21 protein-coding genes are annotated in these 23,947 nt (G+C 61.3%); 1 reads left to right on the top strand and 20 read right to left on the bottom strand.

The genetic code is table 11. The features are described from left to right. Positions 1 to 181 precede the first annotated feature (181 nt). The 14 genes from B5M07_RS13115 to B5M07_RS13055 form a co-directional block, all read right to left on the bottom strand. Positions 182 to 2,635 carry a ligase-associated DNA damage response DEXH box helicase gene (locus B5M07_RS13115; RefSeq protein ID WP_120351643.1) on the bottom strand — a complete coding sequence of 818 codons (2,454 nt, stop codon included), beginning with the start codon at positions 2,633 to 2,635 and terminating at the stop codon, positions 182 to 184. A 45-nt stretch (positions 2,636 to 2,680) separates the two neighbouring features. Further along, complete coding sequence (locus tag B5M07_RS13110) at positions 2,681 to 3,988, bottom strand: ATPase (RefSeq protein ID WP_120351642.1); 1,308 nt, start codon at positions 3,986 to 3,988, stop codon at positions 2,681 to 2,683. A 128-nt stretch (positions 3,989 to 4,116) separates the two neighbouring features. Next, positions 4,117 to 4,611, bottom strand: coding sequence for a prepilin peptidase (locus tag B5M07_RS13105; RefSeq protein WP_067621963.1), 495 nt, complete (start codon positions 4,609 to 4,611; stop codon positions 4,117 to 4,119). Positions 4,612 to 4,614: 3 nt separating this feature from the next. Then, complete coding sequence (locus tag B5M07_RS13100; RefSeq protein ID WP_067621966.1) at positions 4,615 to 5,466, bottom strand: tetratricopeptide repeat protein; 852 nt, start codon at positions 5,464 to 5,466, stop codon at positions 4,615 to 4,617. A gap of 27 nt (positions 5,467 to 5,493) precedes the next feature. Further along, complete coding sequence (locus B5M07_RS13095; RefSeq protein WP_205570867.1) at positions 5,494 to 6,093, bottom strand: tetratricopeptide repeat protein; 600 nt, start codon at positions 6,091 to 6,093, stop codon at positions 5,494 to 5,496. Beyond that, on the bottom strand, positions 6,093 to 7,070 hold the full coding sequence (locus B5M07_RS13090; protein WP_165935553.1) for a type II secretion system F family protein: 978 nt from the start codon (positions 7,068 to 7,070) through the stop codon (positions 6,093 to 6,095). Before B5M07_RS13090 ends, B5M07_RS13095 begins: the two co-directional genes overlap by 1 nt. Before the next feature lie 10 nt (positions 7,071 to 7,080). Further along, on the bottom strand, positions 7,081 to 8,043 hold the full coding sequence (locus B5M07_RS13085) for a type II secretion system F family protein (protein ID WP_067621969.1): 963 nt from the start codon (positions 8,041 to 8,043) through the stop codon (positions 7,081 to 7,083). Between the two features lie 11 nt (positions 8,044 to 8,054). Further along, positions 8,055 to 9,524, bottom strand: coding sequence for a CpaF family protein (locus B5M07_RS13080; protein WP_120351641.1), 1,470 nt, complete (start codon positions 9,522 to 9,524; stop codon positions 8,055 to 8,057). Positions 9,525 to 9,547: 23 nt separating this feature from the next. Continuing rightward, positions 9,548 to 10,792: an AAA family ATPase gene (locus B5M07_RS13075; RefSeq protein ID WP_120351640.1), complete on the bottom strand. Its 1,245-nt coding sequence runs from the start codon at positions 10,790 to 10,792 to the stop codon at positions 9,548 to 9,550. Between the two features lie 289 nt (positions 10,793 to 11,081). Further along, positions 11,082 to 11,756, bottom strand: coding sequence for an OmpA family protein (locus tag B5M07_RS13070; RefSeq protein ID WP_254693929.1), 675 nt, complete (start codon positions 11,754 to 11,756; stop codon positions 11,082 to 11,084). A gap of 4 nt (positions 11,757 to 11,760) precedes the next feature. Then, positions 11,761 to 13,188 carry a type II and III secretion system protein family protein gene (locus B5M07_RS13065; RefSeq protein ID WP_120351638.1) on the bottom strand — a complete coding sequence of 476 codons (1,428 nt, stop codon included), beginning with the start codon at positions 13,186 to 13,188 and terminating at the stop codon, positions 11,761 to 11,763. A gap of 205 nt (positions 13,189 to 13,393) precedes the next feature. Further along, a complete protein-coding gene (gene cpaB / locus B5M07_RS13060) occupies positions 13,394 to 14,254 on the bottom strand; it encodes a Flp pilus assembly protein CpaB (RefSeq protein WP_067621983.1) in 861 nt (286 codons plus the stop codon). A gap of 142 nt (positions 14,255 to 14,396) precedes the next feature. Continuing rightward, entirely contained in the window at positions 14,397 to 14,564 is a 168-nt protein-coding gene (locus B5M07_RS19480; protein ID WP_162931870.1) for a hypothetical protein, read from the bottom strand. Positions 14,565 to 14,663: 99 nt separating this feature from the next. After that, the gene (locus B5M07_RS13055; protein WP_120351637.1) at positions 14,664 to 14,867 is read right to left on the bottom strand and encodes a Flp family type IVb pilin; all 204 of its coding nucleotides are present in this window, start codon (positions 14,865 to 14,867) and stop codon (positions 14,664 to 14,666) included. A gap of 358 nt (positions 14,868 to 15,225) precedes the next feature. Here B5M07_RS13055 and B5M07_RS13050 point away from each other — a divergent pair, with 358 nt between their 5' ends. Next, positions 15,226 to 16,041 carry a lytic transglycosylase domain-containing protein gene (locus tag B5M07_RS13050; RefSeq protein ID WP_205570866.1) on the top strand — a complete coding sequence of 272 codons (816 nt, stop codon included), beginning with the start codon at positions 15,226 to 15,228 and terminating at the stop codon, positions 16,039 to 16,041. Between the two features lie 55 nt (positions 16,042 to 16,096). Here B5M07_RS13050 and B5M07_RS13045 read toward each other — a convergent pair whose 3' ends face one another. The 6 genes from B5M07_RS13045 to tldD form a co-directional block, all read right to left on the bottom strand. Next, the gene (locus B5M07_RS13045; protein ID WP_067621991.1) at positions 16,097 to 16,720 is read right to left on the bottom strand and encodes a CoA transferase subunit B; all 624 of its coding nucleotides are present in this window, start codon (positions 16,718 to 16,720) and stop codon (positions 16,097 to 16,099) included. Continuing rightward, on the bottom strand, positions 16,720 to 17,424 hold the full coding sequence (locus B5M07_RS13040) for a CoA transferase subunit A (RefSeq protein WP_067935997.1): 705 nt from the start codon (positions 17,422 to 17,424) through the stop codon (positions 16,720 to 16,722). Before B5M07_RS13040 ends, B5M07_RS13045 begins: the two co-directional genes overlap by 1 nt. Before the next feature lie 95 nt (positions 17,425 to 17,519). Then, on the bottom strand, positions 17,520 to 18,107 hold the full coding sequence (locus B5M07_RS13035; protein WP_067935999.1) for a L,D-transpeptidase: 588 nt from the start codon (positions 18,105 to 18,107) through the stop codon (positions 17,520 to 17,522). Between the two features lie 151 nt (positions 18,108 to 18,258). After that, on the bottom strand, positions 18,259 to 20,931 hold the full coding sequence (gene topA / locus B5M07_RS13030; RefSeq protein WP_120351636.1) for a type I DNA topoisomerase: 2,673 nt from the start codon (positions 20,929 to 20,931) through the stop codon (positions 18,259 to 18,261). A 242-nt stretch (positions 20,932 to 21,173) separates the two neighbouring features. Continuing rightward, on the bottom strand, positions 21,174 to 22,334 hold the full coding sequence (gene dprA / locus B5M07_RS13025; protein WP_120351635.1) for a DNA-processing protein DprA: 1,161 nt from the start codon (positions 22,332 to 22,334) through the stop codon (positions 21,174 to 21,176). Positions 22,335 to 22,430: 96 nt separating this feature from the next. After that, positions 22,431 to 23,852 (bottom strand): metalloprotease TldD, encoded by a 1,422-nt coding sequence (gene tldD / locus B5M07_RS13020; RefSeq protein ID WP_120351634.1) that lies wholly within the window; start codon positions 23,850 to 23,852, stop codon positions 22,431 to 22,433. Between the last annotated feature and the right edge of the window lie 95 nt (positions 23,853 to 23,947).

Here is a 23,947-nt window from a genome sequence, read left to right as displayed (position 1 = left end):
GAAAACGCGCCCCGCAGCCGGGCGTTAACCTGACCGGAGACGCGCCTTCATCCTTTGCGGTCATCGGCTCCGCAGCCTGTACCGCGGGATCAAGATGCGCCGCGTGGGTTAAAGAACTCTTAATATCTTCATCCTTTTTCAAATACCTTGCAGAACCTTTCCGCCTGCGGCACCTCGGTGTTCAACGCCCATCTCGCCAAGGCGGCTGATCCGAGGGCGGCGGAGTGAGCTGCGCGAGGCCGGAGGCTTCCATCAGTCTTTCGGCCTCTTCCGCCAGCATGCGTTCCTGTCCGGCGCCTTCGACAGGCACACGGCCCATTTCCAGAAACAGCGGTGCGGCGAGCGGGCTTACGCGGGTCAGTTTGCGGTGGGTGATGCGCCCGGCGATGCGGCCCAGCATCTCTTCGATCCTGCCAAAATCCACCAGACCGCTCAAGGCTTCCTCACGGGTGATGTCGAGCATCAGATGGTCCGGTTCATAGCGTTGTAATGTGTCGTAGAGGATGTCGCTGGAGAAGGTCGTCTGTCGCCCGGATTTGCGTGCTTTGGGGCTGTTGCGTTCGATCAGCCCGGCGATGGTCGCCGCGGCCCGGAAGGTACGTTTCATCACGGCATTGCCCGCAAGCCAACTGTCGAGACCCTCGTGCAGCACGCTGGGGTCGAGCAGCGGCGCGGGGTCGTCGACGGGGGAGAGGCCCCAGATGAGCGTGGCATAGTCTGTTGCTACGAAGCCCAAGGGGCGCAGGCCAAGGTCTTCCATGCGTTTGGTCAGCAGGAGGCCTAGCGTTTGCTGACCGTTGCGGCCGGCAAAACCGTAGAAGACCGTTTGTTCGGCAAAGTCATGGGGGAAGCTTTCGACCAGCAGCGTGCCGGGTTGTGGTAATTGGCTGACCTCACGTTGCAAGGTCAGCCATTCGGCGGTGTGGCGCGGCAATTCGGGCCAACTGTCTTGCGTGAACATCTGTTGCACGCGGGCCGAAAGCTGGGTGGAGGTGGCGAATTTCGTGCCGCCGAAGGTGGCCACCTTGGGCTTTTTTGCGGCGTTGCGGCTGACTTCGACAACGGTTTCGCGCAGGCCTTCGTAGCGTACGATTTGGCCGCCGATCAGAAAGGTGTCGCCTTTGGTGAGCGTTGCGGCAAAGCCTTCTTCGATCTCGCCCAGCGGTTTGCCGCCGCGGTTGCGTTTCATGCGGACCTTCAGCTTATCGGTATCTTGGATTGTGCCGATGTTCATGCGGATGCGTTGGGCGGCGCGCGGGTCACGCAGTTGCCACTGGCCATCGGAGCGTTGCAGCAGGCGTTGCCAGCGGTCGTAGGCGCGCAGGGCATAGCCGCCGGTGGCACAGAAATCGAGGCAGGCGTCGAAGTCGGCGCGGGACAGTGCGGCGTAGGCCCCGGCGGAACGGACCTGCGCGAAGAGGTCGTCAGCGTCAAAGGGACCTGCGCAGGCGGCGATGAGGATATGTTGGCACAGCACATCGCGCGGGCCGGGGCCGCGCGGGTCGCCGTCGAGCGCGCCTTCGAGGACAGCCTCTAGCGCGGCCACGCATTCGACCACTTCAAAGCGGTTGGCAGGCACCAAAAGTGCCTTGGAGGGCGCGTTGTAGCGGTGGTTGGCGCGGCCGATGCGTTGGACCAGCCGCTTTACGTTTTTGGGGGCGCCGATCTGGATGATGAGGTCGACGTCGCCCCAGTCGATGCCAAGATCAAGCGTGCCGGTGCAGACGATGGCGCGCAGATCGCCGCGCACCATGGCGGCTTCGACCTTTTCGCGTTGGGCGCGATCCAAGCTCCCGTGGTGGATCGCGATCGGCAGGGCGTCTTCATTGGCGAGCCAGAGTTTGTGAAAGAAAATCTCGGCCTGCGCGCGGGTGTTGTGGAAGATCAGCGTGGTCTTGTGTTGGCGCACTTGCTCAAGCACCGCTGGAATTGAATAGGCAGCACCGCCCCCGGCCCAAGGCGGGGCTTCCTCGGTGTGTAGCATCTGGATGTCGGGGGCGGGGCCCGGATCGGCCAGCAGCACTTCGCAAGGGTCCGGGTGGCGGGCCATGAGATGGGCGATGGCCGAAGGGTCTTCGACCGTGGCCGAGAGGCCCACCCGTTTGAGGCCGGGGCAGAGGGCTTGAAGACGGGTCAGTGCCAGCATCAACTGGTCGCCGCGTTTGCTTTCGGCGAGGGCGTGGATTTCATCGATCACCACGCGTTTGAGACCGCGAAAGGTGCGGGCGGCGTCCTCGTAGGAGGTCAGCAGAGCGAGGCTTTCCGGCGTGGTCAGCAGGATATGCGGCGGGTCGGCGCGCTGGCGGCGGCGGCGCGATTGCGGGGTGTCGCCGGTGCGATCCTCGATGCGGATGGGCAGGCGCATTTCGTCCACCGGGCGGGTCAGGTTGCGTTTGATATCCGCAGCCAGCGCTTTGAGGGGGGAGATGTAGAGCGTGTGCATCCCCTCGTGCTCTTGCTCGGCCAGATCAACGAGGGTGGGCAGAAAACCGGCCAGCGTTTTACCGCCGCCTGTGGGGGCGATGAGCAGCAGGGCGGGGGCCGCGGCACGGTCCAGCATTTCCTGCTGGTGCGGGTGCAGGGACCAGCCGTTCTGGGCGAACCAATCGGCGAATTTGGGGGGTAGGGCGCGCATGAATGCCAATGTAGTATCGGCAGGCCGTGGGGCCAGCGGCCAGGGCTATTTAACGATCACCTCATCGCGGACGAACATATTGGCCCATGCACGGTCCACCAGATCGGGGTTCATCTGATAGGGGATGCCTTCGAAATCGCAAATGGCGATCATCTGGTCGATCAGGAAGTTCGGCTGATAGTTCGCATAGACGTTGTCGATGGTCGGGTATTTCACCTTGAGTAGATGGATCAGCGTCGCTTCATCCAGTGGCATGCCGCGTTTGCGGGCGACCATGGCAAAGATCTTGAGGAAGTTCTCTTGGTCCGGCCCGTCGATTTTGATCTTGAAGAAAATACGCCGTAGGGCCGCTTGATCAAAAATCTCATTCGGGTGGAAGTTGGTTGAGAAAATCACCAGCGTGTCGAAGGGCACCTCGAATTTCTCACCCGATTGCAGGGCGAGGATGTCTTTGCTTTCCTCAAGCGGCACGATCCAGCGGTTGATGATGCTTTGCGGTGGCTCTTGCTGACGGCCAAGGTCATCGACGATAAAGATGCCGCCGGTGGCTTTGAGTTGCAGCGGGGCCTGATAGGTTCGGGCCGTGGGGTTGTAGACCAGATCGAGCATGTCGAGCGTCAACTCACCGCCGGTGATGACCGTCGGGCGTTCGCAGCAGACATAGCGGGCGTCATAACGGGTGATACGGCGCAGGGAGGTCGGGTCTTGGACCTCTGCCTCGGCGGAGGAATGCACGATCGGGTCATAGACGGTGATGACTTGGCCCGCGTATTCAATGGCGCGGGGGACATAGACCTTATCACCAAGCGCGTCGCGGATGCCGTTGGAAATGCTTGATTTTCCGTTTCCCGGCGGGCCGTACATCAAGATTGACCGCCCGGCAGAGACGGCAGGCCCAAGGTGGTCCAACAGGCTGTCGGGCAGCACCAGATGGCCCATGGCCCCGGTGAGCTGATCGCGGGTGATTTGCACGTTGCGCACGGATTGGCGTTTGACCTGCTCGCGGTAGACCTCAAGCGGGACGGGCATAGCGCCGAAATATTCCGATTGCGCCAGCGCATCCAAGGCGCGCGCTTTGCCAGCGTCGGTCAGTTGATAGCCCATTTCATTGCCGCTGGTGGCGCTGAGCGTGCCTGTCGCCTCTAGCAGGCGCTGGCCGCGGGCTTGGTCGACCATTTCTTGCGTGACTTGGGTCGGCAGGCAGAGCGCTTGGGCCAGATCGCTGACCATTTCGACGTTCTTGCGAAAGATCGTTTTCAGAAGGATGTCGCGCATCATCACGATGGGCAGTTTCATATCCTCCAACCGCTTGGGGGGCGGCGGGGCAAGCACTGTGCTGGTCGGGGCGTTCATCAATGGCTTCCTTGGCAAAGCATGCGGCGGTGCGGCTTGTCGGTCAGACTGCAGGATAAATCTTGAATATGGCGTGAATGTGGACGCTTATTCCGCAATAAAAGAAAGTTGCGGCGGGCAGGGCGCGTTCAGACCCCGTAGCGCGCCCCTAGAATGAGATAGAGCCCCAGCGTGGTGCCAAGGGCGAGGCCCATGGGGAATTTCTTGGTTTCCTGCCAGCTTTGCCAATCGGGCGCGAGGCGGCGCAGGGGGGTGTATTTCACCCCGCGGTGCGTGGCAGCGGCGGCCAGAAGGGTGGCCATGAAAAGCATCATCAGCAGGCGCAGATCACCCATGGCGATAAAGGGCGCGGCAGCCGCGGCGAATTTGGCGTCTCCTGCGCCCATGACGCCAGCGGCGTTCAGCACGATGCCAATGACCAAGACGATCACGAGGCTCAGCAAGCGCCAGAGATAGGTTTCAAAGGGCAGCAGGAACAGACCCAACACCACGAAGATCGCGATGAGTACCAAGACCGCCTGATTGGTAATGCGCATCTGCTTCATGTCGGTGAAGGCGACATAGAGGCAGATCGGCAGGACGAAGGGCAGAAACCACAGGGCCGCCGTGGCAGAGATCGCCATGGCTCAGCCGTTTTCCAACGCGCGCAAAGACCGGACGGCGGCTTCGAAGTGCTGGGGATGGGTGTCGATCGCTTCGCGCAGCAGGCCCTTGCCGGTCTCCACATCGCCGCGTTTGATCGCCGACAGGGCCATCGTGTGCAAAAGCTGGGCGCGTTCGGATTGCTCCATCGGCATGACGGGCAGGGTGTAATCGCGCTGTGCGGCGCGGGCCATGATGAGGTTGTTCTTGGCGGTGAAAAGCGTGTTGTCCTGACGGATCGCCTCGCCAAAAAGCCTCTCGGCTTCGGGGTAATCACCGCGGGTTAGTTTGGAGTAGCCCCAGTTGTTCATCACGGCGGCAGGGGTCGTGGTCAGGCCAACGGCGATTTCATAGAAACTATCGGCGCGGCTCCACTGTTCCTTGCTGTCGGCAACCATGGCTTCGAGCCGGTAGCGGGCGAATGTCTCATGGGTGGGGGGGATGCTGTTGAGGACCGTCTCAGCCCGCGCCCAGTTGCCCGAGCGGATCAGCGCATCGGCCAATTGCACACTGTCTTCGGGCGTGGCGCCCTTCATCTTGGTGACCTTGTCCCATGCGCCCACAGCTTCGGTGGAGCGTTTGGCCCGCACGAGCGATGCGGCAAGCCCGCGCTGGTGGTCGATCCGGTCGGGGCTTTCCTTGACGGAACGCGCAAAGTAACTCACCGCCTCATTGGGGTCGGCCACGGTAAGCATCACGTCGGAGAGGTTGGTTTCATCCACCACATTGACGTCCTTGAAGGCCCGCTCAACGGTGGCGTTCGCATCTTTTTCACCGCAGCCAGCAAGGGCGGTGACGCCTGCCATGCAGACGGCCAGAATGATTGGATGGCGCATTTTGCGTCCTTTTACTGCTCTGCCGGGTCATGGTGTCGGACGGATCAGGTAATCCCCGCTGCCGCGCCGCACCAATTTGTAATTATCTTCATTGACTTCTGTTATAACAGATTTTTCCGTTTTTGCGAGCGCCAAGCGCAGATTGTCCCGGATTGCGTCACTTTCGCCATTATCGAGGGCATAGGCTTTGCGGAAAATCTGCTCGGCCTCGGCGGTCTGGCCGCTTTCCATCAGCACAACGCCAAGGTTGTTCCAGACTTCTGGCTCGGCAGCGTCCTTCTCAACCGCGCGGCGCAGCAGGGTTTCGGCCTGACCCAAACGCCCCAGCCCGAGGTTGGCACTGCCCAAAGCCGAGAGGACTTCCCCCGTTAGCCCGTGATCCAGCGCGGCGCGGTTGAAGGATTTGATGGCCAGTTCATACTGTCCCGCCGCGATAAGCCTGTGGCCCACTTCGATGCCGTCGACAGCTTCTGCGCGCGGGTTCACGCCGGGGGCATAGAGGCTTTCGGGCTTCTGATCCCCGCGCAACGCGGAAAAGCCGCCTGTTGAACAGGCGGCCAGAGCAAGGGCTAAGATCGGCCCGATGAAAACGGCGCGGGCGAGGCTGCGCCGAATTTTCTCCGTCATTAATTCCCCATCTGACCCAATTTCGAGATGCCATGCGCCGAGGGGCCGACCAGAATGATCAACAGCGGCGGTACGGTAAGGCCCATAGTGGCAAGGGTCATCTTGGTTGGCAACTTGTTTGCCGCTTCCTCGGCCCGCATCACACGTTTGTCGCGCATCTCTTCGGCATAGACGCGCAGGGCGTCTGCGATGGAGGTGCCAAAGGCCGCCGATTGGATCAGCACGGTCACGAAGGAGGAGACATCCTGCACGCCGCAACGCTCGCCCATGTCGTGGAGCACCGACACCTTGTCCTTGCCGGCCTTCATCTCATAGGCGACCATCTCGAACTCTTCAGACAGGGCCCGGTAGGAGGCGCGCAGTTCACGGGCGACGCGGACGATACATTGATCTAGCGATTGCCCCGCCTCGACGCAGACCAGCATCATATCCAGCGCGTCGGGAAAACCGCGGGTAATCTCTTCTTTGCGGGAATCGACACGGCGTTTGACCCAGTATTTGGGCAGGTAATACCCAATCGCACCGGGGCCGATGGCCCACATCATGGTCTGCTGCGTGGTCATCCCTTCGCCGCCGCCCAAGACATTGGTGTAGATCAGGCCGCCCACCAGCCCGAGCATCCCAAGGGCAAACTGCGCGAAGTAGTAGAGCCGCACCGCATCGCGCGACCGATAACCCGCCTGACGCAGCATCAATTGTTTGGCGCTGAGTTCGGCCACGTCTTCGGGCTCAAGAAACTTGGCGAACTTTTGCAACTGCGCGTTCTGGTCGGACTGGCGCAGCTTCTCGCGCGCGCTATCGCCCGTGGGGGCCGTGCTGGTGCGTTTGAGCTTGGTCAGCGGGTCTTCGGGCTGGCGCAGCATCAGCACAAGCGTGATCGCCACCAAGGTGACGCCCAAAGTACCGACGATGATGATCAGGCCCATCGGCCCCAAGGCTTGGTTGATCTGATCGTTAAGCTGATTGAGAAATTCCATCATCGGCCTCTCAGACTTTGATATTGGTAAGGATGCGCATCACGAACAGGTTCAGCACAAGGAAGATGCCCACAAGGAAACAGGCAGGAATGAAGTAGGGGTGATCGCGCACTTCGTCGTAGTAATGCGGATCGCCAAGGTTGATCACCACCAGCGCGGCCAGCGGGAAGCCCGAGAGGAACTTGCCCGACCATTTCGCCTCGGCCGTGATCGCTTTGACCCGGCGGAACAGACGGAAGCGGGCGCGGATCACCTTGGCCAGACCGGCGAGGATCTCGGCCAAGTTGCCGCCCGATTGCTGTTGAATGGTCACCGCCACGGCCAGAAAGCGCAAATCCTGCATGTCGAGCCGTTCGGCCATATCCTTGAGCGCCTCGCCCAGATCACGGCCATAGGCGGCTTCATCCGCGATCACCCCGAATTCGGAGGCGAGCGGGTCTTGGATTTCCTTCGACACGATCGAGATCGCGTTGGAGAACGGGTGGCCCACCCGCAGGCTGCGGACCATCAGCTCAACCGCATCGGGAAGCTGCTCTTCGATCATCGCCATGCGTTTGCCCGCTTTATGGGACACCCAAAAGAACACCGCGCCGACGCCCATGCCGACGGACATCATGGCCCGCACCGGCACCGATGTATCGGTGCCGATGGTCAGCCCCAGAAAGGCCAAGACGGCCAAACCGGCCATAATCATCAAAAGTTGCTGCGGCGTGAAGGCAATCGCGGCCTTCTGCGCACGTTCTGACAGCAGAGAATAGAGTGGGATCGACTTGGCGTTCATATGCTGCTGCATTTCCTTGCGCAGCTTGTCGAGCACCTCTTCGCGGCGGGCCCCTTTCTCGAGCATTTCCAACCGTCGGTTCACGCGGCTGTTAAGGCTGATGGATTTGCCGAATGCGACAAGGTACAGCCCTTCGACCAGCACCAAGACGCCAATAAAGATCAGACCATAGATGATTGGTTCGGCACTCATTGCATCAATCCTTACTGGGCCGCCACGGGTTCATAAATGGAGGCGGGCAGGTCATAGCCCCACATGCGGAACCGCTCGGAGAAGTGGCTGCGCACGCCGGTGGCGGTGAAATGGCCGATGATCTTGTTCTCGGGCGTCAGGCCCACGCGCTGGAACCGGAAAATCTCCTGCATCGAGATCACCTCGCCTTCCATGCCCGTGATCTCGGTGATCGAGGTCATCCGGCGCGAGCCGTCTTGCAAGCGGCTGGCCTGCACGATCAGGTTCACAGCCGAGGAAATCTGGCTGCGCATGGCTTTGAGCGGCATTTCGATCCCGGCCATGGCGATCATGTTTTCCAAACGGCTGACGCCATCGCGGGCCGAGTTGGCGTGGATCGTGGTCATGGAACCGTCGTGGCCGGTGTTCATCGCCTGTAGCATGTCGATCACCTCCTCGCCGCGCGTCTCGCCAACGATGATCCGGTCTGGACGCATCCGAAGGGCGTTTTTCAGACAGTCGCGGGGAGAGACTTCGCCCTTGCCTTCGACGTTGGGCGGGCGGCTTTCCATCCGGCCCACATGGGTCTGCTGGAGTTGGAGTTCGGCGGTGTCTTCGATGGTCAGGATGCGTTCGTCGTTGGCAATGAACGACGACAGCGCGTTGAGCGTGGTGGTTTTACCCGAACCCGTACCGCCCGAAACGATGATGTTCAGACGGGTCGCCACGGCGGCCTGCAAATAGGCGGCCATCTCTTCCGAGAAGGCCCCGAAATTCACCAGATCGTCGATGCCCAGCTTGTCTTTCTTGAACTTACGAATGGATACCAAGGAGCCGTCTACCGCGACGGGGGGCACCATGGCGTTGAAACGCGAGCCGTCTTTCAGACGCGCATCGACGTAGGGGTTGCTTTCATCCACGCGCCGACCCACTGCCGAGACGATCTTGTCGATGATCCGCAGCAGGTGCTTTTCATCCTTGAACGTCACGTCGGTCAACTGCAGCTTGCCGTCCCGCTCGACGAAAATCTGCTGCGGGCCGTTCACCAGAATATCGTTGACGCTGTCGTCTTTCAGCAGCGTCTCAAGGGGGCCAAGGCCGGTCACCTCGTCATAAAGCTCGGAGTTCAGCGTCATGCGGTCTTCGCGGTTGAGCACGATGCTCTTTTCCGAGAGAACCTCGACGGCGATATCGTTGATCTCCTGCCGCAAATCGGCCTCGGAGGCATGTTCCAGCGCGGCGAGGTTGAGGTTGTCCAACAGGGCGCGGTGCAGTTCGAGCTTGATCTCACTCATCCGCTGCTTGCGCTTGACCTCGCGATCCTCGGGCGAAGCGGCGGCGGGTTTGACGGCCCGGCGCATCGAAACCGGTCTAACCGCCTCGGCAGGGGCGGGGGTGGGGGCCGCAGGGGCGGGCTCGACCTTTTTGACAGGCTTGGCCTCTCGGACCGGAGCAGCGGCTTTCGGGGTCGCGGAGGCTGGTTTTTTGTATTTGGAGAACATCGGTACGCTCTTTCGCTAGGGGCTTAGGCCGCTTTGGCCTGCTCGCCCTTGAGATCGTGGATGGAGCTCGCCAGCTTGGCGATTTCGCGCCGCAGGGGGCTTTTCGGGGCAGAGTTGGCCAGCGGCAGCCCATGGTCATTGGCCTGCGTCACCGCTTTGCCGCCATCGGGCAGCTGTACGTCAATTGAGATGCTGAGCGATTCGGCCATCCGCTTGACCCGGCTCTTGGCGCTGAGATCGGTGAATTTGGGTGCGCGGTTCATTACGTAGCGCAGCTTTTCAAAGGGCAGTTCCTCGGATTGCAGCGCCCGTTTGAAACGCAGGGCGTTCTGGGCCGAGCGCATGTCGAGTTCCAGCATCGCAAAGTAGACATGCGCGCTGGTCAGCACGGTCTCGGACCACTGCACCAGCGTCGAAGGCATGTCGACGATGACATAGTCGAACTGGTTGCGGGCCATGTTGAGGATGCGATCAATGTCTTCGTTGGTGACGATATCGAGCGGCAGCATCTCAGCCGGGGCGGTCAGCACATGCAGCTTGTCCTCGAAGGTTTGCAACGCTTGGCCAAAGATTTCCTCGTCCATGGTTTCCGTGTCGGACATCATCTCATAGACGGCTTCGCGCCGTTGCAGATCAAGGAAGGTCGCGACAGAGCCGTATTGCAGGTCGAAATCCAGCAGGCAGACCGAGGGCGGATTTTTCTTGTCCGCATTGGCCAGCTCCCACGCAAGGTTCACGGCAAGGGTCGTGGCCCCGGTGCCACCAGCCAGCCCATGCACCACGATTAGGGCACCATCCTTTTGCGCGCCGGCCTTCAGTTGCGGGGCGCTGGCCTCGGCTGCGGGGGCAGGGGCCGCGTTCTCTCCGGCGCGGACGCGGGCGATGGCCTGGGCCAACTCGCCTTCGGGCAGCGGATAGGGAACGAATTCATCCGCACCCTGACGCAGCAGCGAATGCAGCGCGGCGGGAGTCATGTCTTCGGCGATCAGAATCACCCGGATGTCGCGGGCCTTGGCCTGCGTGATGATCTCAGTCATCAGAACAAGGTTGTCTTCGTCGGTCTCATCCATGGCGAGGGCGACAAATTCCATCGCCTCAGCCTCGGGCTGGCCAAAGAACGCCAGCGCTTCGGCGAATCCCAGATCGCCCCAGCTTTCGCCCAGAGTGGCCTCCATGTCTTCGATCAAGAGGTCGAAGTTCTGTACATCGCGGCTGATTGTGCAGGCAACGATCGGCGCTGCTTCGGGGTGGGGCATAGTGCTGCTCATGACCTTTTGTCCTTTACATCAACGGTTTGGCCGGAGGGCGGCGATATTCTGTCGCCGCGATCGCTCTGACCTCTGCCTCATGCGCGGCCCTTGAGCCGGGCACATTTATCCTTCTGTGTCGAATATCACCCCCAACTGGGGCGAGATTGGGGCCAAAAAGCCTCTATTGTTGGGTATCTTGAAACGATCTGCCCATTCACGCCCGATTGACCATGGACGGGCTGGGACGAAAAACCCCCGCGGCCCGAAGGTGCGGGGGGATATTCTTTTGTCGAAAGAAGGGCTTGCCCTACTCTCCGCCACCACCTGCGACGGTGGCACTGGCGCTCAGTTGCGAGGGGGGCACGGCGCTGGCCACATACTCGCGGTAGATGATCTGCGCATATTTTCCATCCAGCAGCATCGGGTGGCCGTGAACAAAGCCGCTGACCTCGGTCACGGTGCGGCGATTGCGGCGCTCACGGCCTTGGGTCACGATCAGGGGCTGCGTTTCGCCAAAGGAAACAACGGCTTCCAATCGGCTGGGGCTGATTCCCAAGGTCGAGAGATAGCGCACCACAGCCTGCGCGCGGCGCAGCCCGAGGGCGCGGTTATAGGTCTGCGAGCCGACCAGATCGGTGTGGCCGTAAACGCGGAAGCGAATCTCGGGGAACTGGCGAATCCATCCAGCCTGTTGGCGCAGGATCGCCTGCGCATTGGCGTCCAACCGGTCGGAGTTAAAGGCGAAAGTCACGGTAGAGCGGACCTCGCTGGCAAAGCGGTTCGCCAGATCAAAGGTTACACGCTTTTCGCCTGTCATGACCTGACGGTTGTGCAGCGTGGCATTGCCGAACTGACCGGTGTCCACGATCGACCCTGCCTCGCGGTAGAACTGCGTATAGACCGGATCATTGCTGGGGGAGCAGGCGGCGAGCCCGGCGAGGGCCGCGGTGCCAGCGATCAACGTGATATGTCTGCGTGTCATCGGATCAATCCAGTACATAACCGTAGGAGCCGCGGAAGTCCTGTTTGGCGACCTCGCCCGCAGCACCCCGGCTGGGGGTGCGGGTGCCGTCCGCCGTGCGCCCGTGCAAGAACAGGTCTTTCTCGGACGGTGGTTTGATGCGGTCCGTGGGCAGCACCAGCGCCTCGCCACGGGTTGGCGTGACCAAATGCGCAGTGACGATGATGACCAGTTCCGTCTGGCTGCGCTGATAATCCGCTGACCGGAACAGCGCGCCCAGCACCGGCACATCGCCGATCCACGGCAGTTGCCGCGTGCTGTCGGTGAAGTCGTCGGTCAGAAGGCCCGCGATGGCAAAGCTCTCACCGTCGCGCATCTCGACCGTGGTCGAGGTTTCGCGGCGGGTGAAGGCGGAAATCTCAATGCCGTTGCCCAATGAGATGCTGTTACTCGCGTCGATGGCCGAAACGGCGGCGTTCATTTCAAGGTTGATGATATCCTTGTCCACGACGCGCGGGATAAAGGCGAGCTCTACGCCGAAGGGTTTGAATTCCACCGAAACGGTATCACTGGTCTGGGCCACGGGGATGGGATATTCGCCCCCGGCGAGGAACTTGGCCTCTTGCCCCGAAAGCGCCACGAGGTTCGGCTCGGCCAGGAACCGCACGACGCCCTTTTCTTCCAGTGCTTCCAACAGGATGCCCACTTGGGTCGAGCCTGCGTTGAAGCCGAAAAGCACCGCGCCCGCGTTCTGGTTCGCCGATGGGATCGACCCGCCGAGCGAGGTCGCGACCCCGCCCGAAGTATTCGTGCCGCCTGTGCCCGCACTGAAGTTGGACCCGCCATTGATGGCCAGCGAAGAGCCGAGCGATTTCGACACGTTGCGCTGCATCTCTGCAAAGCGGACTTTCATCATGACCTGCTGAATGCCGCCGACGCTCATCAGATTGCTGACCCGCTCGGGTGCATAGCGTTCGGCCAGATCGAGCGCGCGTTGCAGCCGCTGCGTCGAAGAAACGATGCCCGAGAGCACGATGCCGTCATTGGCGGTGCGCACTTCGATCTTCTCACCCGGTAGGATTTGGCGCAGACGTTCTTTGAATTCAGACACATCCGCTGCGACGCGGACATCGACATTGGTAATCAACTGCCCCCCGGCGTCGAGCAGCGTCAGCGTGGTCAGACCCGGAGATTTGCCCAGCACATAGATCGTGCGGTCAGACAAAGATGAGATATCCGCGATGCCGGGGTTGGCAATGCTAAGCTCCGCGAAGGGGATGTCGCTTTCCACCACCACAGCGCGGTTCATCGGAACGTCGAGGCTGGAATTGGTGCCGCGTTTCACGACGCGCAGCGTGTCGGCGCCAGCTGAACTGGGCAGGGTCAATGCCATCGGCATCACGCCCAGTGTCAGCCCCAACAGGGCCGCTTTTAGAAATCTATCGATTTTCATGTGACCTGCCTTTTTGATCACGCCTCGGGATGGGTCTTTTCGCCCTCGTTTGGCAGCACTCTGCGGCAATTCAAATTTTATTGCAAGAATCAAGCTCTTCGCGGGCGCTGTGCATGTGGGCTATTCGCAACATAACAGAGAATGGAAAAGACGCCGCAGGGGGACTGCGGCGTCTTTTTTAGCTTAGCAAGAGGTTGTTATCGGATCAGTTTGTGCAGGGGATCGGCAGTTCGACCACTTCGGCCCCGCGGCGGGTGCGGATCGTGCAAACCTTTTCTTTGGCAACCTCTGCGATGGTTTCCTGCGCTTCGATGCCCAGAAGCGAGCGTTGGTCGACTTCGATAGCCTCGGCCACGGTGTCGTCATTCGTACCGACCAGAGCAAGGGACAGACGGCCGGTTGATTGCGCTTGGGCAAGGGCGGCGACCTGTTGGGGGTTCACGGCCACGGTCACGGTCTTGGCGATTGAGGCTTCGCCCATCACCAGCGCATCTGCGCTTTGGTCGATGGCGATCAGCTGCACGGCCGATTCGATCAGTTTGGTTACATCGCCGTTGCTGGATTGGTTGCCCACGTTCACGCGGCCTGTCCAATAGACATCCACCCGGTCGCCGGGACGCAGGAAACCCGACACGCCGCTGGAAACGTCGACTTTGAGGGCAAAGGCGCGCATGCCACGTGCCAGACGCGAGGTCAGACCGGAATCTTCGCCCGGCTCGGTCACCTTCACGGCCATGATCGCTTCATCTTTCTCAATGTTGCGCAGCACGATGCGTTGATCTTTGGTGTTTTCTGGAAACAGCACGGTTTCCTCAAAGAATGTGCCCTCGGGGATGGCATTCTCGGGCCATTTGACGGCGCGCACATCTTCGCGGGTGAGGGGCTGACCGTATTTCAGGGGCTTGTCGGCCACCCAAACGGTTTTGGTTGGCACCACTTGCGCCAGCGCAGCTTGGGCCTGCGCATTCGCGGTTTGATACTGTGAAATCCGGTCTTTCGCCAGATAAACGGCCCCGCCGGCAAGCGCTATGCCTACCAAAAGAACCAATCCGAATACGGCTCGCATGTCATCACCTCTTTGCTATGGAAGCGAGTCTCGGCCCGCTTTGATCACCTCGGCAGATTAGCCGCCGAATATGGCGAGATTTGGTCGCCACGGCGGCGATGCGATGAAGCTTGCCGTGGTGCGTTTTTGCGGCGCCGTTGTCTTAAGCGGTCAGCTGGACCCGGATGTATTCGACAAGCCCGTCAAGGCTGTCGGAGAATATGCCCAGCACCAAGATTGCTAGGCCCACCAGTCCGGCGGTCAGGACAACCCAATCAACGCTGACAGCGCCGTTTTGGTCACAGAAGAATTTCTTGAATTGGCTGCGCATGCGTATCTCCGCTTGCTGAGCGTTAGGTATGCAAAAGGACCGCCTCCCAGGTTGGGAGGCGGTCCCAATTGTTCGTAGAGCCGGCTAGCTCTGATCCGCTTAGTTGGCCGCTGGTGTGCGATCAGAGGTGGTTTCAAAGGCAGTGATATCTGCAGCGATATTGCCCGACATTGTCTCTACGTTGTCACCGATTGTGTTGAAGGCAACCACGGCCAGGCCAACGATCGCTGCGGTCAGAACGACCCAGTCAACTGTCACGGCACCGTCTTCGTCTTTGCGGAAGTTTTTGATAAAGTTCATCATGTCATGTCCCTCCAAGGATCACTGAGTAAAAGGTCTTAACCTCGCCGTCCGGTTTGCCTCGTTCTCTCATTGAGGCTGTCCGACTTGGTATGACCCTATATAGCCGTCTGATTGGGGCGCGAATTTGGCAGCAACTGCGCCTTTTTCAGACCGTTCGCTTTTTTCTTGCAAAAACTTCCTAACTCTCTGTTTAAATGGAGTTTAATTCTTCTACCTGACCTTCTTGCTCCGCTTTCCCGTCGCCTGAAAGGACAATTGCGGCGAAATCGCCATGATCCCCGCCTCAAACGCTGGTCCGATTCCACGATTCGTGAGATATTGCCGAACAAAGGCGCGTCAGACGCAAGGTAGAGCAGGCATGTATCGTATATTGGCATTCTCGCTGGTCACGGCCCTTATGGCCCCTGCCGTTGCGGCAGAGGGCCCGAAATCCTTTCCTGAGTTTTCCGCCAAACGGGTCGGCCCGCCCAAGACGGGGGCCAAACGCATCACCGTGCAAATTGACCCGGCCGCACGCGCAGCCGCTGCGGCAAAGGTCGACACAGGCCCCGCAGTGGCCGCCACGCCAAGCGGCGCGATTGCGCCTTTGAGTGCGGGGCAGTTTGATTGGTTCTGGGATAAGGTCTCTCCCGCGGCGGACCGCGGCGGGGCGGGGCGGTTGGCGCCTGCGATGGCGGCGCTTTCAACGGGCAAGGTGCCCGCGCCGCGCCTGCAGCACCTGCAAGATATCGCACGCAGCAATGGGGTGGACATCCTGCGCGCCACGGTCGGCACGAATGTCTCTCCGGCGCTGGTATTGGCGGTGATCAGCGTGGAATCGGCGGGACGTACCGATGCGGTAAGCCGGGCCGGGGCGGCTGGACTGATGCAATTGATGCCCGATACCGCTGCCCGCTTTGGCGTGGGCGACAGTATGGTCGCGGCCGAGAATATCTCAGGCGGGGTCAAATACCTTAATTGGCTGATGGGGGAGTTCGACCGCGATCCGATTCTCGTACTGGCGGGCTATAACGCGGGGGAGGGGTCGGTGCGCAAACATGCGGGCGTGCCGCCTTTTGCTGAGACGCGCGACTACGTGCCCAAGGTACTGGCCGCTTTTCAAGTCGCGCAGGGGCTTTGCCTGACACCGCCGGAACTGATCAGCGATGGCTGCGTCTTTGCCGCGATGAACTGATCGCGAAAGCCGTGCCCCCGGCGGATGCCGCCGAGGGGTGCCGCCGGGGTGGTTGTTAAACGATGGTCGCTTGGGTCGCGGCGCGCAGCTCGTCCTCGGTCACGCCATCGGCGCATTCGACGATCTTCAGACCGCCTTCGACCACGTCGAGCACGCCAAGGTTGGTGATGATCCGGTCGACCACGCCCTTGCCGGTCAGCGGCAGGGTGCATTCCTTTAGCACCTTTGACTCGCCCGCTTTGTTCTGGTGGTCCATCACCACGATGACCCGTTTGACGCCGGCGACAAGGTCCATCGCGCCGCCCATGCCTTTGACCAGTTTGCCGGGGATCATCCAGTTCGCCAGATCGCCGTTCTCGGCCACTTCCATGGCACCGAGGATCGCCGCCGCGATCTTGCCGCCGCGGATCATGCCAAAGGACATGGCGCTGTCGAAATAGGCGGTGCGGCTGAGCTCGGTGATGGTCTGTTTCCCAGCGTTGATAAGGTCGGGGTCTTCTTCGCCCTCAAAAGGGAAAGGGCCCATGCCCAGCATGCCATTTTCCGACTGCAGGGTGATGTCCTTGTCGCCAACGTAGTTCGCCACCAGCGTCGGAATCCCGATGCCGAGGTTCACATACATGCCGTCTTCGAGTTCCTCTGCGGCCCGCGCCGCCATCTGATCTCTATCCCAAGGCATTATGCTTCCTCCCGCTTGCGTGTCGTGACCTTTTCGATGCGCTTTTCGTGATCGCCTTGGATGATGCGATGCACGTAGATGCCCGGCAGGTGGATTTTATCGGGGTCGAGGCTGCCACGCGGGACGATCTCTTCGACCTCGACGATGCAGACCTTACCGCACATGGCGGCAGGCGGGTTAAAGTTGCGCGCGGTCTTGCGGAACATCAGGTTGCCAGTGTCGTCGGCTTTCCAAGCCTTCACGATCGACAGATCGGCAAAGATGCCCTCTTCGAGGATGTAATCCTCACCCCGGAATTGTTTGACCTCTTTGCCCTCGGCGATCTGGGTGCCGACACCGGTCTTGGTGTAAAAGCCCGGGATGCCCGCGCCACCGGCGCGCATGCGCTCGGCCAAGGTGCCTTGGGGGTTGAACTCCAACTCCAACTCACCGGAGAGGTACTGGCGCATGAACTCGGCGTTCTCGCCCACGTAGGAGGAGATCATCTTTTTCACCTGCCGCGATTGCAGCAAAATGCCGATGCCGAAATCATCGACGCCCGCGTTGTTCGACGCAAAGGTGAGGTCTTTGGCCCCGTTTTCCTTGATCGCCTGCAACAGCAATTCCGGAATGCCACAAAGGCCAAAGCCCCCCGCGGCGATCAGCATGCCGTCCGATAGAACGCCTTCCAGCGCTTCGGCGGCGGATCCATAGATTTTGTTCACGGGCGACCTCCCTCTGGTTTCGTTGCGCCATATGTGACCCTGCGTCGTCGCAGTGTCAATTACGTGGTGCTACGCAGCGAGGCCGCCCGGAAGGGTCAGATGATACGCACTTGCGTGCCGACGGGGCACATGCCGAAAAGCTCTTCGATCTTCTCGTTATAGAGACCAATACAACCGTCCGAGGACCGTCGCCCGATCTTGCGCGTGTCATGGGTGCCGTGGATGATATAGGCGGGCCAGCTGAGATACATCGCATGGGTGCCAAGCGGGTTATCGGGGCCGGGCGGCATGTATTTGTAGTGCGGGAAGCGTTCCATCATCGACGCGGTCGGGGTCCAATCCGGGCCCTCTTTCTTGCGCACGATTTCGGTGTAGCCGCGTTTGGTCAGCTCTTCGGTGGCGGGCACGGAGGTCGGGTAGACCTTGTAGGTCTGGCCGTCGGCGCTCCAATAATGCAGGGCGCGGCTGATGGTGTCGGCCACGATCGCGCCTTTGCCAAGACTGTCAAAGTGGTCCTGCCAACGCTGCGTGGCAAAGCTCGACGCATTGCGCGAAACAGGGGCTTCGTTGGAAAACTCGCGGGCCGCTTGGCCGAATTCCTGCGCGCGCAGGATCTGCGGGGTGAGCAACGCGGCACCGCTTGCGGCGATCACGCCACGTCGGCTGAATTTAATGCCTGACATCTATCTGCCTTTCATATTGGTCTTGCCGGCTCCCTGATCGGAAAATCGAAGGGAGATGGCAAATCACATATTCATGATGTTGGATGTAAACGCCGACCACAGGCGGAACCGCGCCGATCCCCGGCGCGGCCGCTGTGGTCTGGCGGCGTAATTACGCGCTGTCGGCCTTTTTCGCCGCCGGCTTCTTCGCGGCGGGTTTTTTGGCCGGAGCCTTTTTGGCGGGCGCTTTCTTGGCTGCCGCCTTCTTTGCCGCGGGTTTTTTGGCCGCGGCTTTCTTCGCCGGTGCCTTCTTGGTCGCCGCCTTGCGTTTGGCGGGGGACTTGGCGAGCTTCTCTTCGATCAACTCGACCGCGCGTTCCATGGTCAGGTCTGCCGGTTCGATCTCTTTCGGGATCGTCGCGTTGACCTTTTCCCACTTCACGTAAGGCCCGTATTTGCCTTCCATGACATTGACCGCGCCGCCCATATCCGGGTGATCGCCCATCTCGCGGATCGGTTTTGCGGCCTTGCCACGGCCACCACGGCTGGCAACCTTCTCGGCCAGAAGCTGCACCGCGCGGTTCATGCCCACGGTCCAAACCTCATCGATGCCCTCAAGGTTGGCATTGGTGCCGCCCCGGTCCGAGGTGCTTTCGGCGTGTTTGATGTAAGGCCCGTAGCGGCCGATATTGGCCCAGACCATCACGCCGTCCTCGGGGTGGGGGCCGATCTCCCGCGGGAGGGAGAGCAGCATCACGCCCTGTTCCAGCGTCAAATCCTCGGGCACCCAATCCTTGGGGATCGACTGGCGCGGCGGTTTTTTGTTTTCATCGGTCACCGGCCCGCGCTGGACGTAAGGCCCGAAACGGCCCTTGAAAACGCGGATTTCGTCGCCCTGATCCTCACCCAAAAGCTTGCCATCAGGCGGAATGGCCGAGGCTTCGGCCTCCGGATCGGGCGGGCCAAAGGGGCGTGTGTAACGGCATTCGGGGTAGTTCGAGCAGCCGATAAAGGCGCCGCCCGAACGGGCCGTGCGCATCGACAGGCGGCCAATTTCGCAATTGGGGCAAAGCCGGGGGTCGCCACCGTCTTCGGTCGGCGGGAAAAGATGGGGCTCGAGCACCTCATTGATCTTTTCCAAGACCTCGGTGATGCGCAACTCGGATGTTTCTGCAATCGCCGCCGAGAAATCACGCCAGAAGCGACGCAGCACTTCCTTATAGGCGGCATCGCCCGCGCTGACCTTATCAAGCTGGTCTTCGAGATCGGCGGTGAAATCATAGCCGATGTAGCGGCGGAAGTAGTTTTCGAGAAATGCGGTGACCAGCCGGCCCTTATCCTCGGGGATCAGACGGTTGCCGTCCTTGCGAACATATTCGCGGTCCTGAATCGTGGTGACGATGCTGGCATAGGTCGAGGGGCGGCCGATGCCGAGCTCTTCCATGCGTTTAACCAGCGTGGCTTCGGTATAGCGCGGCGGCGGCTGGGTGAAATGCTGCTCCGGGGTGACGGCGCGTTTGTCCATCGCGTCGCCTTGGCTGATCTGCGGCAGACGCTTGTCGTCCTCATCGACCACATCATCACGGCCTTCTTCATAGACCCGCAAGAACCCGTCGAACAGCACGACCTGACCATTGGCGCGCAGGCCAACCTGACCGTCATCGCTGCCGACCTCAACCGTGGTGCGCTCCAGCCGGGCGCTTTCCATCTGGCAGGCCAGCGTGCGTTTCCAAATCAGGTCATAAAGCTTCGCCTGATCGGCATCGAGCTTCAGTGTCTTCGCGTCTTTGGTCATATCCGTGGGGCGGATACATTCGTGCGCTTCCTGAGCGTTTTTCGCTTTGTTTTTATAGATGCGCGGCTCTTTCGGCACGTAATCCGCGCCGAAACGGTCAGCGATCGCATCACGCGCCATGCTCACCGCTTCGGGCGCCATGTCGATGCCGTCGGTCCGCATGTAGGTGATGTGCCCGGCCTCATAGAGGCGCTGCGCGGTCGACATGGTCTGGCGCGCGCCCATGGAGAATTTGCGGCTGGCTTCCTGCTGCAAGGTCGAGGTCATAAATGGTGCCGAGGGGTTGCGGCTGGCCGGTTTCGCCTCGACGTTCATCACTTTCAGCGCGCGGCTGGTGATCGCCTGCACGGCCATCTCGGCCTGCGTGGCATCGGCCAGATCGAAGCGATCCAGCTTTTTGCCCGCAAGAGAAACGAGGCGCGTTTCGAATTCTTGGCCGCGCGGCGTGGCGAGCAGGGCCTTCACCGACCAGTATTCACGGGCGCGGAAGGCTTCGATCTCCATCTCGCGCTCAACGATCAGGCGCAGGGTGACCGATTGCACACGTCCGGCGGACTTCGCACCGGGCAGTTTGCGCCAAAGCACGGGAGAGAGGTTGAACCCCACCAGATAGTCCAGCGCGCGGCGCGCGAGATAGGCCTCGACCAGCGGCATATCGACCTGACGCGGGTTCTGCATCGCCTCGGTCACGGCCTTTTTAGTGATCTGGTTAAAGACGACGCGGCTAACGGGCGTGTCTTTCTTGATCGACTTGCGCTTGGTCAGCGCCTCTTGCAGGTGCCAGCTGATCGCCTCGCCTTCGCGGTCGGGGTCAGTCGCGAGGATCAGTGCGTTGTCTTTGGCCAGCGCGTCGGCGATGGCTTTGACGTGTTTCTTGCTGTCAGAGGCGACTTCCCATTTCATGTCGAAATCGGCGTCGGTGTCGACCGATCCGTCCTTTGGCGGCAAGTCCCGGACGTGGCCGTAAGAGGCGAGAACGGTGTAATCGTCGCCCAGATATTTGTTGATCGTTTTGGCCTTGGCTGGGGATTCGACAACGACGACGGGCATAAATACAGGCACCTTAGATCAAAAATGAGGGCGGCTTTGCGCTGTCTCATGTGGGATGGCGGGGGTGTTTGTCAATGCGGCTGCTGCGGATGAGGGGTTTGGCGCGCAGCGGTTTGGCAGGGCAGATGGGCCGTATTGCCGCTATTAGCGGGCGGCTTTCGGCAGCGCCTTGGTCGGGGGCGTTGCTCGCGGAGGTGCCACGGCGCAACTCTGCTCAGGCCGGGACGAAATGTGCGACGCCGTCAGGCGGAACGGCTTAGCAACCCGCCCGGCTGACGCTGAATTTCCCCCTCCATCTCAAGATCAAGCAGGGCAGGGGCCACGTCACTGCTGGGCACTTGCAGATCGCGGATCAACTGATCCTCTGCGACCGGGGCGGGGCCGAGGCGGGCGAGGATTTGCGCATGGAGCTTTGCGACGGGGCCGCGGTTTGGCGGAGGCGTTTTTGCCCGAAGTGGGGGCGGCGCGGGCTTGCGTCGGGGCGTTTCGGGCCCCGGTGTGGCCAACTCCGGCAAAACCTCCAACACGTCAACGGCGGAGCGGACCAGCACTGCGCCATCGCGGATCAGCATGTTGCAGCCCGCCGCGCGCGCGTCCATCGGGTGGCCGGGCACCGCCAGCACGTCGCGCCCCTGATCCAATGCATCGCGTGCGGTGATCAAACTGCCCGAGCGGGCCGCCGCCTCAACCACCACGGTTGCCCGGCTCAGACCAGAGATGATGCGGTTGCGGCGTGGGAAATGCCGCGCCATCGGTTGCAGCCCCATGGGTTGCTCTGACAGGCGCAGCCCCTGCGCCGCGATCTGTTCCGCCAGTTCTGCATTCTCGCTTGGGTATATAATGTCGACCCCGCCCGCCTGCACGGCGATGGTGCCATGGGCCAGCGCGGCCGAATGGGCAGCGGCGTCGATGCCCCGCGCAAGGCCGGAGACGACGACAAATCCAGCCTCCCCAAGCTCTGCCGCGAGGGTGCGTGCCATGCGAAGCCCAAGCGAGGAGGCATTCCGCGCACCGACCAATGAAATCATAGGCCGGGTGAGGAGGGATGGGTCACCGATCACCCACAAAAAGGGCGGGGCATCGTCGAGATCATTCAATAGGTCGGGGTAGGGCGCCTGTCCATGAACCAGCAGCCGCGCCCCGGCGGTGCGGGCGGCATTGAGTTCGGCCTGAACAACCCCTTCGGGGCAAATGCGATAGTTCGAAATGCCTGCGGCCTGCGCCACTTCGGGCAAGGCGTTCAGCGCATTGATCGCAGAGCCATGTTCATCCAGCAGACGCCGGTAGGTGGAAATGCCCACCCTGCGTGAGCGCAACAGACGAAGCCGGGCAAACTGTTCATCTTCCTGGGTGGGTGGGAGTGGGGGGTGAGTGGAAGAAGGATGTAGGTCCTTGTCAGTCATCCCGAAGCTCCGTCCGTTGCAGAATCAGGTATAGGATTTAGTGCTTAACAACCTATGAATTTTCTCCAACCCATTCGATTCAACTCAGACGTGTCGTCAGGTCGCGGCCCCGCCCACGGTCAGCCCGCCGATCATCAGGGTCGGCTGGCCCACGCCAACCGGCACCCATTGGCCCTGCTTGCCGCAGTTGCCCATTCCGGGGTCCAGCGTCGGGTCATTGCCAATGGCGCGGATCTGCTGCAGCGCCGTGGCCCCGTCGCCGATCAGCGTGGCTCCTTTGACCGGCGCGCCGATCTTGCCGTTTTGCACGCGGTAGGCCTCGGTGCAGGAAAATACGAACTTGCCGTTGGTGATATCGACCTGACCGCCGCCAAATCCGATGGCATAAATCCCATCTTTGAGGTCGGCCACGATGTCCTCCGGTGCCGCATCGCCGCCTAGCATATAGGTGTTGGTCATGCGCGGCATCGGGATATGGGCATAGGATTGCCGCCGTCCGTTCCCGGTTGAGGCTCCGCCCATCAGCCGCCCGTTCTGACGGTCCTGCATATAGCCCACCAGCACGCCATCCTCGATCAACACATTGCGCACCGAGGGGGTGCCCTCGTCATCGACCGAGATCGAGCCGCGCCGGTCGGGGATCGTGCCATCGTCCAGCACGGTCACGCCCTTTGCCGCGATCTGTTGGCCCATCAGCCCGGCAAAGGCGCTGGAGCCCTTGCGGTTAAAATCGCCCTCAAGCCCGTGTCCGATGGCTTCGTGCAGCAGGATGCCGGGCCAGCCGGGGCCAAGCACCACGTCCATCACGCCCGCCGGAGCAGGGACGGCCTCTAGGTTCACGCAGGCGATGCGCAGGGCTTCGCGGACCTTGGCCTGCCAGTCGTCGGGCGCGAGCATGCCATCAAGCCCAATCCGCCCGCCGCCGCCGACACCGCCACTTTCGCGGCGACCGTCTTGCTCCACGATGACCGAGACATTGACCCGTGTCATCGGGCGCACGTCGCGCACTGAATGCCCCTCAGGGCGGAGGATCTCGACCTCCTGAATGCTGGCCGCGATTGTCGCACTCACCTGCACCACGCGGGAATCGAGGCTGCGGGCATAGGCGTCGATCTCGCGCAGGGTATCGACCTTGACCGGAAAGGCATGGCCCGCGATCGGGTCTTCGTCCGTATAAAACCGCTTGTTGCTGGCCTGCGGGGCATCGGCCCACGTGCCGCCGCCATCGCCCACCGCCAGCCGCGCCGTCTCCGCCGCGCGGCGCAGGGACGCCTCGCTGAGTTCGGTGGAATGGGCGTAGCCTGCAACCTCACCGCGCACGGCGCGCAGGCCAAAGCCCTCGGCGGCATCGTAGCTGGCGGTTTTGAGGCGTCCGTCGTCGAACACCAGCGCCTCTGAGCGGCGGCGTTCGAGGAACAATTCCCCGTCATCGGCACCGGCCACGGCCTCGCGCAGCACGCTCAGAGCGGTTTCTCGGTCCAGATCGGCCTCGAAGGGGGTGAAATGCGCGCGGCTCATTGGGGGTATCCTTGCTTGCTGTCACAAAACTGTCTCGCGCGGCTCTATGACGCAAGCATGTGACTTTATCTTGTAGGCAGAATATGATTGTAAGC

The organism is Sulfitobacter sp. D7, assembly GCF_003611275.1.
GTDB classification, from domain to species: domain Bacteria; phylum Pseudomonadota; class Alphaproteobacteria; order Rhodobacterales; family Rhodobacteraceae; genus Sulfitobacter; species Sulfitobacter profundi.
The sequence above is the reverse complement of the archived record's forward strand: the minus strand, read 5'-3'. Positions and strand labels throughout refer to the sequence as shown.

Excerpts from the sequence above, each read along its gene's own strand:
- B5M07_RS13115 (WP_120351643.1), bottom strand. The coding sequence starts at position 2,635 with ATGCGCGCCCTACCCCCCAAATTCGCCGATTGGTTCGCCCAGAACGGC.
- B5M07_RS13110 (WP_120351642.1), bottom strand. The coding sequence starts at position 3,988 with ATGAACGCCCCGACCAGCACAGTGCTTGCCCCGCCGCCCCCCAAGCGG.
- B5M07_RS13105 (WP_067621963.1), bottom strand. The coding sequence starts at position 4,611 with ATGGCGATCTCTGCCACGGCGGCCCTGTGGTTTCTGCCCTTCGTCCTG.
- B5M07_RS13100 (WP_067621966.1), bottom strand. The coding sequence starts at position 5,466 with ATGCGCCATCCAATCATTCTGGCCGTCTGCATGGCAGGCGTCACCGCC.
- B5M07_RS13095 (WP_205570867.1), bottom strand. The coding sequence starts at position 6,093 with ATGACGGAGAAAATTCGGCGCAGCCTCGCCCGCGCCGTTTTCATCGGG.
- B5M07_RS13090 (WP_165935553.1), bottom strand. The coding sequence starts at position 7,070 with ATGGAATTTCTCAATCAGCTTAACGATCAGATCAACCAAGCCTTGGGG.
- B5M07_RS13085 (WP_067621969.1), bottom strand. The coding sequence starts at position 8,043 with ATGAGTGCCGAACCAATCATCTATGGTCTGATCTTTATTGGCGTCTTG.
- B5M07_RS13080 (WP_120351641.1), bottom strand. The coding sequence starts at position 9,524 with ATGTTCTCCAAATACAAAAAACCAGCCTCCGCGACCCCGAAAGCCGCT.
- B5M07_RS13075 (WP_120351640.1), bottom strand. The coding sequence starts at position 10,792 with ATGAGCAGCACTATGCCCCACCCCGAAGCAGCGCCGATCGTTGCCTGC.
- B5M07_RS13070 (WP_254693929.1), bottom strand. The coding sequence starts at position 11,756 with ATGACACGCAGACATATCACGTTGATCGCTGGCACCGCGGCCCTCGCC.
- B5M07_RS13065 (WP_120351638.1), bottom strand. The coding sequence starts at position 13,188 with ATGAAAATCGATAGATTTCTAAAAGCGGCCCTGTTGGGGCTGACACTG.
- cpaB (WP_067621983.1), bottom strand. The coding sequence starts at position 14,254 with ATGCGAGCCGTATTCGGATTGGTTCTTTTGGTAGGCATAGCGCTTGCC.
- B5M07_RS19480 (WP_162931870.1), bottom strand. The coding sequence starts at position 14,564 with ATGCGCAGCCAATTCAAGAAATTCTTCTGTGACCAAAACGGCGCTGTC.
- B5M07_RS13055 (WP_120351637.1), bottom strand. The coding sequence starts at position 14,867 with ATGATGAACTTTATCAAAAACTTCCGCAAAGACGAAGACGGTGCCGTG.
- B5M07_RS13050 (WP_205570866.1), top strand. The coding sequence starts at position 15,226 with ATGTATCGTATATTGGCATTCTCGCTGGTCACGGCCCTTATGGCCCCT.
- B5M07_RS13045 (WP_067621991.1), bottom strand. The coding sequence starts at position 16,720 with ATGCCTTGGGATAGAGATCAGATGGCGGCGCGGGCCGCAGAGGAACTC.
- B5M07_RS13035 (WP_067935999.1), bottom strand. The coding sequence starts at position 18,107 with ATGTCAGGCATTAAATTCAGCCGACGTGGCGTGATCGCCGCAAGCGGT.
- topA (WP_120351636.1), bottom strand. The coding sequence starts at position 20,931 with ATGCCCGTCGTCGTTGTCGAATCCCCAGCCAAGGCCAAAACGATCAAC.
- dprA (WP_120351635.1), bottom strand. The coding sequence starts at position 22,334 with ATGACTGACAAGGACCTACATCCTTCTTCCACTCACCCCCCACTCCCA.
- tldD (WP_120351634.1), bottom strand. The coding sequence starts at position 23,852 with ATGAGCCGCGCGCATTTCACCCCCTTCGAGGCCGATCTGGACCGAGAA.